The sequence below is a fragment of the Campylobacter sp. JMF_11 EL3 genome (assembly GCF_027736965.1).
Lineage (GTDB): Bacteria > Campylobacterota > Campylobacteria > Campylobacterales > Campylobacteraceae > Campylobacter_B.
In genome coordinates this window covers 220,827-235,308 of record NZ_JAOVTJ010000001.1, presented here as the reverse complement: position 1 = coordinate 235,308, position 14,482 = coordinate 220,827, and the positions used below count along the sequence as shown (strand labels likewise).

Annotated in this window: 13 protein-coding genes; 10 read left to right on the top strand and 3 right to left on the bottom strand. The window is 40.3% G+C overall.

The annotated features are described in order from the left end of the window. Nucleotides 1-27: 27 nt before the first annotated feature. The gene (locus OFN67_RS01170) at nucleotides 28-2,541 is read right to left on the bottom strand and encodes a transglycosylase domain-containing protein (RefSeq protein ID WP_270868246.1); all 2,514 of its coding nucleotides are present in this window, start codon (nucleotides 2,539-2,541) and stop codon (nucleotides 28-30) included. Between the two features lie 124 nt (nucleotides 2,542-2,665). Between OFN67_RS01170 and OFN67_RS01165 the strand changes: the two genes are divergently transcribed. From OFN67_RS01165 to OFN67_RS01130, 8 genes are all read left to right on the top strand, one after another. Beyond that, the gene (locus OFN67_RS01165) at nucleotides 2,666-3,757 is read left to right on the top strand and encodes a D-alanine--D-alanine ligase (protein ID WP_270873923.1); all 1,092 of its coding nucleotides are present in this window, start codon (nucleotides 2,666-2,668) and stop codon (nucleotides 3,755-3,757) included. Between the two features lie 66 nt (nucleotides 3,758-3,823). After that, entirely contained in the window at nucleotides 3,824-4,417 is a 594-nt protein-coding gene (locus OFN67_RS01160) for a LemA family protein (protein WP_270873922.1), read from the top strand. Nucleotides 4,418-4,429: 12 nt separating this feature from the next. After that, nucleotides 4,430-5,767, top strand: a complete 1,338-nt coding sequence (locus OFN67_RS01155; RefSeq protein WP_270873921.1) for a M48 family metalloprotease — start codon at nucleotides 4,430-4,432, stop codon at nucleotides 5,765-5,767. Nucleotides 5,768-5,922: 155 nt separating this feature from the next. After that, entirely contained in the window at nucleotides 5,923-7,947 is a 2,025-nt protein-coding gene (locus tag OFN67_RS01150; RefSeq protein WP_443101031.1) for an ATP-dependent helicase, read from the top strand. A 14-nt stretch (nucleotides 7,948-7,961) separates the two neighbouring features. Then, nucleotides 7,962-8,291: a DUF455 family protein gene (locus tag OFN67_RS01145; RefSeq protein WP_270868250.1), complete on the top strand. Its 330-nt coding sequence runs from the start codon at nucleotides 7,962-7,964 to the stop codon at nucleotides 8,289-8,291. 34 nt (nucleotides 8,292-8,325) lie between these two features. After that, nucleotides 8,326-9,135 (top strand): hypothetical protein, encoded by an 810-nt coding sequence (locus OFN67_RS01140; protein ID WP_270868251.1) that lies wholly within the window; start codon nucleotides 8,326-8,328, stop codon nucleotides 9,133-9,135. Beyond that, nucleotides 9,122-9,289 (top strand): hypothetical protein, encoded by a 168-nt coding sequence (locus tag OFN67_RS01135; protein WP_270868252.1) that lies wholly within the window; start codon nucleotides 9,122-9,124, stop codon nucleotides 9,287-9,289. The genes OFN67_RS01140 and OFN67_RS01135 overlap by 14 nt, the downstream gene beginning before the upstream one ends. A gap of 39 nt (nucleotides 9,290-9,328) precedes the next feature. Continuing rightward, on the top strand, nucleotides 9,329-10,564 hold the full coding sequence (locus OFN67_RS01130; RefSeq protein WP_270868253.1) for a zeta toxin family protein: 1,236 nt from the start codon (nucleotides 9,329-9,331) through the stop codon (nucleotides 10,562-10,564). A gap of 421 nt (nucleotides 10,565-10,985) precedes the next feature. Here the strand turns inward: OFN67_RS01130 and OFN67_RS01125 are convergent, their stop codons facing one another. Together OFN67_RS01125 and OFN67_RS01120 are read right to left on the bottom strand one after the other, a co-directional pair. Beyond that, complete coding sequence (locus OFN67_RS01125) at nucleotides 10,986-11,816, bottom strand: hypothetical protein (protein WP_270868254.1); 831 nt, start codon at nucleotides 11,814-11,816, stop codon at nucleotides 10,986-10,988. A gap of 94 nt (nucleotides 11,817-11,910) precedes the next feature. Further along, nucleotides 11,911-12,558: a ferritin family protein gene (locus OFN67_RS01120; RefSeq protein ID WP_270866431.1), complete on the bottom strand. Its 648-nt coding sequence runs from the start codon at nucleotides 12,556-12,558 to the stop codon at nucleotides 11,911-11,913. Between the two features lie 188 nt (nucleotides 12,559-12,746). Between OFN67_RS01120 and OFN67_RS01115 the strand changes: the two genes are divergently transcribed. Together OFN67_RS01115 and OFN67_RS01110 are read left to right on the top strand one after the other, a co-directional pair. Further along, the gene (locus tag OFN67_RS01115) at nucleotides 12,747-13,523 is read left to right on the top strand and encodes a MetQ/NlpA family ABC transporter substrate-binding protein (protein ID WP_270866432.1); all 777 of its coding nucleotides are present in this window, start codon (nucleotides 12,747-12,749) and stop codon (nucleotides 13,521-13,523) included. Between the two features lie 113 nt (nucleotides 13,524-13,636). Continuing rightward, nucleotides 13,637-14,449 carry a peptidylprolyl isomerase gene (locus OFN67_RS01110; protein WP_270866433.1) on the top strand — a complete coding sequence of 271 codons (813 nt, stop codon included), beginning with the start codon at nucleotides 13,637-13,639 and terminating at the stop codon, nucleotides 14,447-14,449. Nucleotides 14,450-14,482 lie beyond the last annotated feature (33 nt).

Here is a 14,482-nt window from a genome sequence, read left to right as displayed (position 1 = left end):
TATTTTGGTAATTTTTTATTTTTTATTTTATCTATTTTTTACCCTAAATTTCGCCACGCTAAAATTCGCGTTTTCGTCCAAACACGAAAGCTCATATTCGCCCGGGCTCAAATTTAGCATAAAATTCTCGCCATTTTTTTTCGCCTCGTATGGGCTATTATTTACGCTGATAAAAATTTCATCGCCAAAAACAGCCGTGCAAGAAGCGCTAAGATTTATCTCTTCGCTATCGCCCACTTCGTAAATTTTGCCATCTATATCGCTAAGAGCGGGGCTAATCTGGGCAAATTTATCCTTGCACCTGCCGTTTTTGGTCGCATTTGCGTCAATAATGCCGTTTTGCAAAAGATAAAAAAGCTCGCTAGGGCGGTAAAATTCGCACTCATCGTGCAAAGTTACACCCTCTATCACCAAATCTCGCACCATTTTTTTACACTCTTTTTCTACGAAAAAATCAGCGCAAATTTCCCTTTCGCTCACGCCATTTGGGCGGGTAAATTCGGCATTTATCGCACCTGTGTTTGAAAGATAAGAAAACATATCAAAAACCACGCGCGCAGCACTAAGCCCGCCACTTATATCGCTCGTTTTTTCGCCGTTGAAATTGCCAAACCAAACCCCAAGGCTAAATTTTGGCGTCACGCCAATCGTATAAAGGTCGCGCCCGTCGGCACTCGTGCCGGTTTTAAACATCAGGGCTGGCATGTTTTTGGTATTTTGCCACACAGAGCCAAGATAGCTTCGTGGGGCGTTTTTTAGCATTTGCGTGATGATATACGCACTTTGCGGGCTTAGTATTTGCGCGCTCTGACCAATTTTTGCCCCTGCTAGTTCTAGCGGTTTTAACTCGCCAGAGTTTGCAAAAACGCTGTAAAGATGAGTGAGATTTAGTAAATTTATGCTAATTCCGCCAAGCCCGAGCCCGAGCCCATAATGCTCTTTGGAATACGGCGCGAGATTTGCGCGAAGCAAAAGCTCATAAAGCCCGTCATCGCCAAGGGATAATAAAAGCTTCAAAGCCGGGATATTTAGGCTATATCCGAGCGCCTCATTTGCGCTAATAACCCCCATAAAGCCTAGATTGTAATTGCGTGGAGAGTAGTTTTTGAAGCTAATCGGAGCGTCGATTAGCTCACGGCGTGGCGTGATAAGCCCATCTTCAAGGGCTCTTGCGTAGATAAATGGTTTTAGCGTAGAGCCAACATTTTTCGCCCAGACTATGCCGTCATTTTGTCCCAAAAATCCGCCAAAATCATGCGAACCTGCGTATGCCACAACCGCCATTTTTTCGTTGTCGATTAGGATTGCCGAGCCGTTTTTGACGCCAAATTTGGCTAGGTCATTTATCCTTGATTTAAGGAAATTTTCAAGGGTGAGTTGATAGGTTTTGTTTAAATTTGAGTGGATTAAATTTGTGCCGTTTTGCGCTATGCGCTCTGCTTTTTTTTGCCAGATTGCGCTATTTTGTGCCACGCGCTTTGTATCGCCTGTGCGCACGGCGTGATTGTCTGTGTTTGCGGGCTTTATCGCGCCATTTTGTGCCAAGTGCGCGCTTTGGCTTGCCTCCACAGAAGTTGCCCCCACAGAACTTGCGCGCGCGCGTTTTGTTTCGGTGGCTGTTTCACTCACACCCTCTGCCACGCCAGCTGTTTTGCTCGCTGTTTCGCCCACACGCGCACCCACAGCCTCACTCGCGCCAACGCGCCCTACCACGCCCAAATTTTTCGCATTTTTAAAGGCGCGCATTGCATAATGCGGGGCGAAATTTGGCGCAGGGTGCCTTGCGGGGCTAAATTTCTCGCTACTAGCTCGTTCAAATTCGCTAAGCGATAAAATTCCTGCCTTATAAAGACTAGAAATCAGCCTATTTTTTAGCGAGTTTAAATCCAAATTCGCGCGGTCTAGGCGGTTTTTGTTCGGGTTTTTTGGCACCACCGCAAGAAGCGCGATTTGAGCGTTGCTAAGCTCGCCCAGAGCCTTGCCAAAATAAAAATAGCTAGCACTCGCCACACCCTCGATATTGCCACCATAAGGGGCTAGATTGAAATACATTGTCAAAATTTCATCTTTGGTATAGTGAAATTCGAGTTGAAAGGCGTTGAAAATTTCGATAAATTTGTTTTTGTAACTGCGCTCTTTGGGGTTCATCATACGCGCAACCTGCATTGTAATGGTGCTTGCACCCACTCTGGCTATATTTGCATTTTTATGCGTAAAATTTTGCGAAATATTATGCGTAAATGCCCGTGCTATCGAAAATGGATTTACGCCAAAATGGTAGTAAAAATACCTGTCCTCGAAATGCACCACGCTCTGTTTTAGACGCTGTGGGATTTCATCGCTGCTAGCATAAAACCTCCAAATCTCATCACTGCTGATTTGCATATTTAAAATTTCCCCATCGCTCGAATACAAAACTAACGACTTTTCTTTATTTAATCCAGCCAAATTTAGGGGAAATAAAAAATCCAAAATCAAAAACAACGAAAGCAAAAATGCGCCCAAAAATGCGCTAAATTTCACAAACCCTATAAATTTCATAAAAATATTATATCTATAAAATTTATAAATTTACTCAAATTTTTCACACAAAAAGAGAATATAAAGCATAAATTTTATAAAATCGAGAGTTAAATTACACTTTAAAGAGCCCAAAGGAGTTATTATGAAATATGGTATCATTTTTGGCGGACAAAGCTACGAGCACGATGTCAGTATCCTCACAGCAATCGCTGTAAAAAACGCACTAAAAGGCAAAAATTTAGTCTTTATCTACTGCGACGCTAACCGCAGATTTTTCGAAATCGAAGAGGGAAATATGGTAGCAAGCTACTTTGCTAGAAATTTTGCTAGATCTCACTCTACCAACACAGACGCTGCTGAGGGCGGTTTTTCATCTCAAACTTCTTATGGCAGCAAGGTCAAAGAGCTAACCCTCTCTTATGGCGGATTTTACACAAGCGGTATGTTTTCAAAAAACAGATTAGAAATCGATGTGTGTATCAACACAATCCATGGTGGTGATGGTTGCGACGGCAAACTAGCTTCACTTTTAGAATTTTACGAAATTCCACAAATCGGCCCTAGATTGGAGGCAAGTGCGGTAAGCCATAATAAAATTTTAACCAAAAATTTAGCCAAAAACGCAGGGGTTAAGGCGATTAATTACGCGGTTTTGAAGCGCACGAGTCTGCCGTCTTTTAACTACCCTGTCATCATAAAACCAGCTCACCTAGGTAGCAGTATCGGCGCTAGTATCGTAAATAGCGATATGGAACTCGATAAAATCATCGACAAGGTCTTTAAGCTAGATAGCGAGGTCATCGTCGAGCCTTTCGTCAAAGATGTCAAAGAATACAGCCTAGCGGGTTGTAAAATAGGTGGCGAAATTGTATTTTCAAAATTTGGCCAACCTGTGAAAAAAGACTTCCTAGACTTTGGTCGCAAATATATCGACACCACCCAACCAAACACCGTGACAGAGCAAACCGTGGGCATTTCAATCGCAGATAAGATGAAAGATGCGTTTGCTAAAATTTACAACAGTGGATTTGAGGGCTCGATCATCAGATGCGACTTTTTCGTGTTTAATAACGAAATCTATCTAAACGAAATCAACCCTGTCCCAGCGGCTCTTGCAAGCTATTTGTTTAACGATTTTGGCGCGATTATCGACGGGCTTTCTACATCTTTGCCGCAATACAAAAAAATCCCAGTAACCTACGATTTGGTTACGCAAATCGCAGCCAACAAATAATCCAAATTTCACGCTAAATTCCAAATTTAGCGTGAAATTTAGCCAAATTTAACAAAAGGATAAAAAATGAGTGTTTTGCTAGTAATTTTAGCTATTTTAATTCTTGGTGGAATTTTTCTCATTGGTATTTACAACAAACTTGTCGCACTTTTAAACGAAGCCAAAAACGCCTTTGCACAAATCGATGTCCAGCTAAAACGCAGATATGATCTAATCCCAAATTTAATCGAAGTTGTCAAAAAATACATGGCGCATGAAAAACAAACCCTAGAAAATATCGTAAATGCCAGAAACCGCGCAACTATCGCGTTAGAAAGTATCAAACAAAACGGCTTAAATGATAGCGATATGCGAAATTTAGCAAGCGCAGAAAACGAGCTAAAAAGCGCGCTAAATGGGCTAAATATCCAGGTCGAAGCCTATCCTGAGCTAAAAGCTAGCGAAAATATGATGCAACTAAGCGAGGAAATCACCTCTACTGAGAATAAAATCGGCTTTGCTAGGCAGTCTTACAATGACGCAGTGACGGACTTTAACACCTATAAACAAAGCTTTCCAAACAATATTTTAGTCGGATTTTTCCCTAAATTTCACAAAGATTTAGCCCTGCTTGAATTCAGCGAGGAAAATATCCAAAAAGCCCCAAAAATCGAGTTTTAAGCGAGAAATTTTGTGGAGGCGTTGTCTGCGCTAAATTTAGTGCTCTTTTACCTACCTGAAAAATTTTGCCATTTTTTAAGCGTAAATGAGATTTCCTGCACGCCAAAGGCCGGGTATTATCTATGCGTTTTGGCGTGTAGCGCGGTTTTGTTTGCCATAACGCGCATTTTCCTTGGCAAAACAGCCTCTCTATCTCACAGCATAAACGAGCACCAAAAACTAGCCAAAAGCAAGGTTGCGTGGCTAAATTTCGTCTTTGCAAGCGTTTTGGTGCAGGTTTTTTGGCTCTCATACGCGCTATTTTTTGATTTTTTAAATTACAAAAATTTTGCCCTTGGCGAGGGCGCGGATTACGCCCTGCCACTACTTTTATCTGTGCTTTTAGTCTGCGTGATTTTATTTAACTATATCAAAAAACGCCATTTTGAGGCGACAGACATTTCTAGCCTTGCAAAGGGGCTTGACGCCACAGAAATTCACCCCCACACAGCCAAAAATTCCGAAAAAATTTTGCTTAACATAATCGAAGAAATGGCAATTGCCTCGCGTGTGGGCATGCCACGGGTTTTTATCATGAAAAACGAAAATGGCGTAAATGCCATGGCAAGCGGGGAGAATTTCGGCAAAGATAGCGAAAAAATCGCGATTTTTGTCACGGCTGGGGCGATGAGGACATTTAACCGCGACGAAATGCAAGGGGTAATCGCGCATGAGTTTTCGCACGCATTTCACGATGATATCGAGCTAAATATCAGGCTAATTAGCGTCATTGGCGCACTTGGGACACTTAGCTTCATCGGATATGAGATTTTAAGGGCATTTGGCAGGGGTAGAAGCGGCAGAAACTCCAAAGGAAGCGGGATTGCCATAGTCATACTTGTGGGCGTCATATTTTGGCTACTTGGGCTTTTGGGTAAGGTTTTTGCCGAACTTATCCAAAGCGCGATTTCTAGGCAAAAAGAGTTTTTAGCAGACGCTAGCGCAGCCAAATACACGCGCAATCCTTTGGGGATCAAAAAGGCGCTTGATAAGCTTTTTATGATACAAAAATTCAACAAAGCCTATCACGACGGAATCGGCAAAAAGGATTTTAAAGCCCCAAAAGATGAAGAAAAGCCGAATTTAAACAGATATTTTTCCTCAAAAACGCGCCAAAAGGGCAGTATAAACACAGATGAAATGCGAAATTTTCGCGCAAATCCACTAAGAAATTTCGCAAATTTTCATATCAAAAACACAAACGCCAGAGCCTGCGCGCACATGTTTTTCTTGCCCGCATTTTCTGGGCTTTTCGCCACGCACCCTAGCCTGCAATCACGGATAAAAAAACTAAAAGAAATGGGCGCGTGAATTTTCGCAAAATTTCAAATTTGCAAATTTAGGCTAAATTTTAAAATTCGCAAATTTAAGCAAAATTCAATGCCAAATTTGCGCCAAATTTTAGGCGCAGGGCTAATTTTTTTATAATAAATTTAGGCTATAATCTACGATTTTAAAGGAAAATTTTGAACGCAATATCAAATTTAAACCAAGAACAATACTCTGCCGCGACTGCGCCCTTTGGCCACAATCTCGTAATCGCAAGCGCAGGCACAGGCAAGACTAGCACCATTGTAGCGCGCATTGCGCATTTACTGCACCTTGGCGTAAATCCAAGCAAAATTTTGCTTCTAACATTCACAAACAAGGCAGCTAGCGAAATGATTGCGAGGTTAAATCGCTATTTTGACAAAAAAATCACCGCCAAAATCACCGCAGGCACCTTCCACGCGGTATCTTACGCACTTTTGCGCGAGCTTGGCAAGGGTGTGATTTTAAAGCAGCCAAGCGAGTTAAAAACGCTTTTAAAAAGTATCGTAGAAAATCGCAAATTTTACCATATCAGCGACACTAGGCCGTATGGCGGTGCGTATTTATACGACATATACTCGCTCTTTCAAAACAAACAAACAGGCGAGAGTTTTAGCTCATGGTTTGCTAGAAATTTCGAAGATCAGGCTGAATTTAGCGAAATTTACGAGGATATTTTGCGTGAATTTGAAGAGGAAAAAGCCCGCTTTAACTACGCCGATTTTAACGACATACTGCTTAAAATGCGCCACGAACTGCGCAAGGGCGCGCCACTATACTATGATGAAATTTTAGTCGATGAGTATCAAGACACAAACTCGCTTCAAGGCTCACTAATCGACGCATTTAGGACAAAAAGCCTTTTTTGCGTGGGCGATTTCGACCAGAGCATTTATGCCTTTAACGGCGCAAACATCGATATAATCGGCTCTTTTGGCACCCGTTTTAGCGACGCGAAAATTTACACGCTAAACATAAATTACCGCTCATCTAGCCAAATTTTAGCCCTTGCAAACAAGGTCATTTCAAACAATCCGCGCCTGTATGACAAAAAGCTAGTCGTGGGGCGCACGGGCAAATTTAGCGCGCCAAAACTGCATGTGTATGATGAGATTATGTCGCAATACGGCCATATCGCACAGCAAATCAAACAAAGCGGGCGCGCGCCTGAGAGTTTTGCGGTAATTTTTCGCAACAACTCTTCGGCTGACGGGATCGAGGTCGCACTCAAAGAGCTAGGAATCGGCGCGAAACGCAAAGGCAGCACGAGCTTTTTTGAAAGTCGCGAAATAAAGGCGTTTATGGATATTTTCGGCGCGCTGATAAACCCAAAGGATATGATGGCTTTCCTTGGGATTTTAGAATATGCCAAAGGTATCGGAAACGCCACTAGCAAGGAGATTTTCGACGCGCTAATCGCGCTTGGTGGCGGAAATATCAAAGATGGCTTTTTGCGCCCTGATATGAGTGCGAAAATTTACGAGCAAAAAAAGCGAAATTATCAGCTAGGACTTTTTGACGATATGGATTTACAGGCGAGTTTGGAGCGGTTTAACACGCTTGGATTTAGCGAAAATTTCGCCAAAAATCCGGTGCTAAAATACAACAAACTAAACGAAAGCGCAGCTGTGATTTTGCACGAGCTATACACGCTATTTAGCAAATTTAGCCCAAATTTCGGCGCTGGCGAGCTAGTGAATTTGATAAAATCCTCCAAGCTTTTTGCCATAATTGCAGGTAATATCGCCACTCACAGAGCCACGCTCAAAAACGGCAAAATCGATCTCGATCGCAAAACGAACGAAAATGAGAAAATTTACAACAAAGTAGCGATTTTAGGCGGGATTGCGAGCAAATACAAGGACGCGGGGAGTTTTTATAACTTCATCACACTTGGCGCAAAGGAAATGAGCGAGGGAGAGGGCGTAAATCTGCTAAGCGTGCATGCTAGCAAGGGTTTGGAGTTTGATAGCGTGTTTTTGGTAGATTTGGCGCAAAACCGCTTTCCGAATTTGAAGCTAATGGGCATGGGTGGCAGCCTAGATGAGGAGCGACGACTATTTTATGTCGCGGTTACTAGGGCGCGAAATGAGCTCTATCTAAGCTACGCGAAATTTGATAAAATTCGCAAAATAAACTATCAGCCAAGCTGTTTTTTAGTCGAAGCCGGTATGGCGTAAATTTGGGGGTTATAATGAGTTTTCACGCAGAAATTTGGGAAATTTTAAACGCTGGTAGCCCAAACGAAAAAATAGAAAAATTTGCAAAATTTTACGCAAAATTTTGCAAAAATGAAGTAGAATTTGAGCAAAATTTTGAGCCAATACCACTCGAAAATCCTAGCTATGCAAAATTCGCCCAAATTTCACAGGTCAAAGATATAAAAATCCAAAACAAAAATTTAAAAAAGCACAATGTCGATAAAAACGCCCTATTTCTGCACTCTGTGGCGCATATCGAATACAGCGCGATTGATTTGGCGCTCGATGATGAATTTGCAAATTTAAATTTACTTGCTTCGTAGGTTTAAATTTGCAAATTTCAAATAAAGGAAAAAAATGAAAAGATTATTTTTTGTGATACTGTGCATGGTGGGATTGTGTTTAAATTTCGCCGTTGCAGATGATATTAAGCTAAATTTGACAAAAATTGACGAGTTTTTCCAAAACACTCCGTGCGACAAACTAAACTCTCTTGATAAAAACGAAATCGACAAATTTCTAGACCTTATTTTTAGTGATAACGAAACAATCTATCACGCTATTTCAAAGTGCGATTTAAGCGCACTACCACAGGAAAATTTTAACGAAATGCTGGCTTTGATTTCACTTGGCAATGCAAAAAAAGATGATTTTGATTACACAAAAACCAAAAATGACGAATTCGCTTTAAAAATCGCCCATATATTAAACGAGCAAAATTTGGATTTTGCACAACTTGATAAAGTTGTAGAAAACTTAAAAAATGAAAATCCACAAAATGTATATTTTGTGGATTTTTTAATATACACAAACAATGTTGATTTGCTTAAATTTTATCTCGATAACCAAGCGCCGATAAATCCTAATTCTAGGGCATTTAGTAAAATTAGCAGCGATATTTTAATCTTTATTTCACATAATTGTCCTAGCACAAAGCAGGCTATAAAAAATAAAAGACCAAGTGATGAAATTTTAGCTTTTATTGCGACAGAAAAATATCAAAATTTCAGAAATGAACGCCTTAAAATGGCTAGTGAAATTTTAAAACATATTGATAAGAATAAATTTATAGCTGATTATGCAAAAGCTTTTGATGATATATTGGCGATAACAAACGATGAGACAATTCGAAATTTTATCCAAGGGGAAACAAATGGAACAAAATAGATATGATGATGGCAGAAATGCCTTAGGCAAATTTGGGAAAATTTTTAAAAAAACCACTCGCGCGATAAACGAAACCGCCCGTTTAAAGGCAGGTTACTCACCAAAAGAGATAGAAAAAATCAAAGAGCTTCAAGCTCAAAATTTTACCAAATAGCGATAAAATCGCATTTATCAAAACTTAAAGGATTAAAAAATGGCTTCGTTAATGCAAAGAGATGTTTTACTCGAATACGCTTGTGTTGGGCATTTATTCCCAGCAGATAGGGACGAGGAAATGAGAAGTGATAGCAAAAAAATGGGCGAAATTTATCATCAAATTTTAATGAGCGAACATGAAAGCATTGATTTTGAAAAAACGGCTGAAAAAATCGAGCAAATCCGCGAAGAATACGATATGAAGCTAATGGGGCGGGAAGTTTCATTTAATACTCACGGTTTGTTTTTGGAATTTTTTGCAGAAAAATTGCGAGAAATTTACGGGCAAAATTTGCAAAACTTCTTTGACGAATTAGAAGAGAAATTCGCTAAATTCGATATTTTAATCAGACCTACGCAAGATAAAAACTTTGATTATCACAAATTTTACACAGATGAGAAAGTCGCTCGCACAATGTTTCTTTCAAAATACGATATGAGCGATGATGAGATAAAAAATGTGCTTAGAAATATCGCAACTCAAATGCCAAATCTTGCAAGGCTCATAAAATCCATAGACGGCGGCACAACCACGAATTTTGCGACTTTGCAAGCCTATAAAGATAAAGAAATTAGCCAAAATTTGCTCTGCGACATAGCCAAAATCAACGAAAACGCCGAATTTTTCGCCCAAAGAGCGAGCCAAAATGTATGGACTGAGGTGATTTTGGATAAAAATCCACTCGCAAAAGCTGGCAACGAAGCCCCAAAAGCCTATGTTTTAGGCGGTCAGCCAGGAGCTGGTAAGGCAAATATGCTCCGCCTAGCCCTTAACGAGCTAGGCGAAAATGGCGTTGTCATAAACGGCGATGAGTTTCGCAAATACCACCCCTACTACGCCCAAATTTGCGCCCTTGATAGCCAAAAAATGGCAGAGCGAACAGCTAAATTTTGCGCAAAACTTACAGAAATAATCATAAATAAAGCAATCGTAGAACGCTATAATATCGCTATTGAGGGGACTTTTCGCACAGCTGATACACCAATTTACACGCTTAAAAAATTCAAAACCGCAGGTTACAAAACGGAAGTTTTAATCCAAACTTGCGACGGCGAGCTTAGCTGGAAATCTTGCAACGAACGCTATGAAATTTGGAAAAAACTCTGCCCGCAAGAGGCTCGCTATGTCGTGCAATCTCACCACGATTTGGTCGTATCCAAACTAAATGAAAATCTTAAAATAGTGCAAGATAGCGGATTTGCGGATAATATCAGAGTTTTTACAAGAGAGTAAAATTTGGCAAATTTTGTTTTTTTGCAGATACTGCGTCTGAAATTTTATGCAAAATTCGCTGAGTGCAATCTCTGATACTGTGCCGAAATTTCGCCCAAAATGTCATTGCGATGAGCAAAGCGACGAAGCAATCTAGTAAAATTTCAAAGAATTTTGAAATTTAAAATGCAAATTTTGGCTTAATAATCAAAAATTTGAAATTCTAATTAAATTTTATATTTTAAAATTTTTGGTATTCCCTAGATTACCACGGAGATTTCATCGCCTCGCAATGAGAGTTGAAAGCAAAATTTTCCTTTGAAAATAAAAAGCAAAATTTCGGCACAGTATTTTAAAGTTGCATAAGCGGAATTTTAAATTTTGCAAAATTTAAAAAACAAAATTTGGCAAAATCAAAATTTCGCCGAATTTTGCCTAGCTTTCACTCTCCTGCACGCATACGGCGATAAAATATAGCCCCGCCGTATCCCCTGCAATAATGCCCCGTATCCCAATCGTTCCACTCCCCATACTCGCAGGCTTTTTTGTAGAATTTCATCGACGCAGCGTTAAACTCGTAAAAATCATCATCGCTATCAGTGCTAGCCTTGGCGCGCACCTCATAAAAATAGCCCAAAAGTGCGCAATAAGAGCTGTTTTTCTCCTCGCATTTTTGCTTTACTCGCGCCAAATTGTCCTCGCTAGCGAAATTTTCAGCCCCAATCATATCATCAAATTTTGCGGCGTCAAGCTTGTTTTGAGCAGATTTTTTCAGCTCTTTTGGAAGCGTTTCTAGCTTTCTTGCAGCTCTTGCGATATCGTGAGCTTTGCGCAAGTCCCTAACATCGCTAAAATCGAGGTTTTGTTTATCACAATCTTGCAACGCACCGAATTTGCACAGCCTATCATACACGCTTTGCACCCTTGGTGCGGGGTCCGACCACATCGGATAATCCTCTAATAAAAACAGGCAACTTTTGATGTTTTTCTCATCGCAACTTTTCTCCAAAATTTCGGCATAACGCTTGCGATCACCGCCAAAAAATTCCTCAGAGCGGATGATTTCACACTTGCTATCATCGCCATTTAGACATAGTTTGGCGATGATTTCATAAGCTTTGCGGTGCTTTTCTTGCTCGGCGCTTTTGTAGTAGTTGATAAGAAAATCGCAACTGCTAGCCCTACCCTCATCGCAGAGCCTAATGTCCTCATCAAGGAAGTTTGCGTGAGCCAATACTGCACCAAAAATCGCACAAAAAAGCAGCTTTTTCATAAATTTTCCTTTTGTAAAATTTAGGGCGAATTATAGTGAAATTTTGAGTAAAATTTGGTAATTCTGACGCTTTTTGGCGTCAGAATTTTAAGGATTAAACTAATCTTTGTTTTTTAAAATACTCTTTTGGTGCTTTGCACAAAGGACATGCGCCTGGGGCCTTTTTGCCACGATGCACATGACCGCAAACTTCGCAAACCCAAACTTCTTCATCAAAACTCTCGAAAAATCCCTCTTCAAGCAAGATTTTTTGAAGCTCGTTGTATTCGCGTTCGTGCTCGACTTCGACCTTGCCGATAGCGTTAAATAGCCTTGCGACCTCTTTTTTGCCCTCTTCTGTGGCGATTTGCGCAAACGCAGGATACATGCTCTCATGCTCGTATCTCTCGCCAGCTGCGGCATCGATTAGGTTTTTATCCATTTTATCTAGCGGAATTCCAGCTGCTGCGTGGTGAGCTTTGAGCTCGGCTCTTGCGTGCCATTTTTCATTTTCAGCCGCTTCGTAAAAGTGGCGCGCGATAGCGTGAAAACCTGCTTCTTTGGCTAAATCGCCGTAAAGATCGTATTTGTTTCTAGCTTGTGATTCGCCAGCAAACGCCTTCATTAAATTTACCTGTGTCAAATCCTCAGTGATACATTTCATCAGCTCTCCACAGCATGTCAAAACTGCGCCCTCACCTACTTTTTGCACTTCGACTTCACAGCCGCATTTGTCGCATTTGTATGTTTCGTATTGTCTCATACTCTCTCCTTTATCAAAAATTCAAAATTTATGATAACCAAAAGCTCATTAAACTCTACTTAATAAAAATTATTATTTAGAAGTGAAATTTCAAATACAAATTTACATATAAATTTAATAATTGTTGTGTTTTGCGCCCAAATTTTATGATAAAATCGCCCTTTTTAAATTCTCATCAAAGGAAAGAAATGAAAAAATTATTTCTAACTACACTTCTTAGTGCAAGCGTTGTAAGTTTTGCCTTGGCAGAAAAATTAGTTGTCGCAGCTACTCCTGTGCCACATGCTGAAATTTTAGAGCATATCGCACCAGAGCTAAAAGCCGCTGGATACGAACTCGAAGTCAAAGTTTTCAACGACTATGTTACTCCAAATTTAGCCACAGATGACGGCAGCGTGGATGCGAACTATTTCCAACACGAGCCATATTTAGTGGAATTTAACGCCAAAAATGGCACAAAACTCAAAACAACAGTTGGCGTGCATTTAGAACCGATGGGAATTTATAGCAAAAAAATCACAGATCTAAAAGACCTAAAAGACGGCGCCAAAGTAGCCGTGCCAAACGATCCTACGAACGAATCTCGCGCGCTTGATGTGCTTGCGGATGCAGGATTAATCGAGGTTAATAAAGATGTAGAGCTCCGCACAGCCCTAGATGTAACCAAAAATCCTAAAAATATCCAAATTTTAGAGCTTGAAGGTCCAAATTTGCCTCGCACACTTGATGATGTCGATATCGCTGTAATCAACTCAAATTTCGCTTTCAACGCGGATTTAAACCCAGTTAAAGACTCACTTTTCATCGAAAAAGCAGTCGGCAACCCATACACAAACATCGTCGTCGTCAAAGAAGGCAATGAAAACCTACCAAAAATCAAAGCCCTTGATAGCGCACTTCAAAGCGAAAGTGTGAAAAAATTTATCGAGGAAAAATACAAAGGCGCGATTGTTCCGTCGTTTTAATCCAAATTTAGCCTACGAATTCGTAGGCTAAATTTCGCATTTTTTATCATATTACGCATATATTTACAATCTTTTTTTATAATGCGCGCAAAAATTTTCAAAAAAGGAAAAAAATGAAAAAATTCTTATCAATCAGTTTCGTCGCCGCTATGGCACTTTCGCTAAATGCTGGCGTGCTAGCTAGTGTCAAAGGCACAGATATCACGGTTACAGACGAGGATATCGCACCAGTTTTCGCTCAAAACCCACACGCTACCCCAAGCGATGAGGACAAAAAACAACTAATCGATCAAATGATTAAATTTAAACTTATGATTGCCGAGGCTAAAAAAAGCGGTATCGTAAATGGCGAAGAATACAAAAAACAAGTCGAACTTGCAAAAGATGAAATCGCCTTTGCTTTGTGGCAACAAGAGCAGACAAAAGATGTCAAAGTAACCGACGAAGAGGCAAAAAAAATCTATGATGACAACAAAGACAGCTTCATGCAACCAGAAAGCGTCGTAGCTAGCCACATTTTGCTAAAAGATGAAAAAGAGGCAAAAGACGCTATCGCTAAGCTAGAAAAAGTCAGCAAAGACAAATTAAAAGCCGAATTTAACAAACTTGCCAAAGAAATTTCAACAGATCCAAGCGCCAAAGAAAATGGCGGCGATTTGGGCTCATTTGGCAAAGGTATGATGGTAAGCGAGTTCGAAGAGGCTGCGTGGGCGCTAAATAAAGGCGAGATTAGCAAAACCCCTGTGAAAACTCAATTTGGCTATCATGTCATCTACAAAGAAGACCTAAAAGAAGCTGCTCCTGTGGAATTTGACAAAGTCAAAGAGATGATAAAAGCTCAAATTGCGCCAAGCAAACTAAACAAAAAAATCGACGATATCGCAAACGAGCTATTTAGCAAACAGACAGTAGAATACGCAAAATAAAAATTTTAATTTAATGCGCGGAATTTAATAAAA

Coding starts and splice junctions, on each gene's coding strand:
- OFN67_RS01170 (WP_270868246.1), bottom strand. CDS start 2,541: ATGAAATTTATAGGGTTTGTGAAATTTAGCGCATTTTTGGGCGCATTT.
- OFN67_RS01165 (WP_270873923.1), top strand. CDS start 2,666: ATGAAATATGGTATCATTTTTGGCGGACAAAGCTACGAGCACGATGTC.
- OFN67_RS01160 (WP_270873922.1), top strand. CDS start 3,824: ATGAGTGTTTTGCTAGTAATTTTAGCTATTTTAATTCTTGGTGGAATT.
- OFN67_RS01145 (WP_270868250.1), top strand. CDS start 7,962: ATGAGTTTTCACGCAGAAATTTGGGAAATTTTAAACGCTGGTAGCCCA.
- OFN67_RS01140 (WP_270868251.1), top strand. CDS start 8,326: ATGAAAAGATTATTTTTTGTGATACTGTGCATGGTGGGATTGTGTTTA.
- OFN67_RS01135 (WP_270868252.1), top strand. CDS start 9,122: ATGGAACAAAATAGATATGATGATGGCAGAAATGCCTTAGGCAAATTT.
- OFN67_RS01130 (WP_270868253.1), top strand. CDS start 9,329: ATGGCTTCGTTAATGCAAAGAGATGTTTTACTCGAATACGCTTGTGTT.
- OFN67_RS01125 (WP_270868254.1), bottom strand. CDS start 11,816: ATGAAAAAGCTGCTTTTTTGTGCGATTTTTGGTGCAGTATTGGCTCAC.
- OFN67_RS01120 (WP_270866431.1), bottom strand. CDS start 12,558: ATGAGACAATACGAAACATACAAATGCGACAAATGCGGCTGTGAAGTC.
- OFN67_RS01115 (WP_270866432.1), top strand. CDS start 12,747: ATGAAAAAATTATTTCTAACTACACTTCTTAGTGCAAGCGTTGTAAGT.
- OFN67_RS01110 (WP_270866433.1), top strand. CDS start 13,637: ATGAAAAAATTCTTATCAATCAGTTTCGTCGCCGCTATGGCACTTTCG.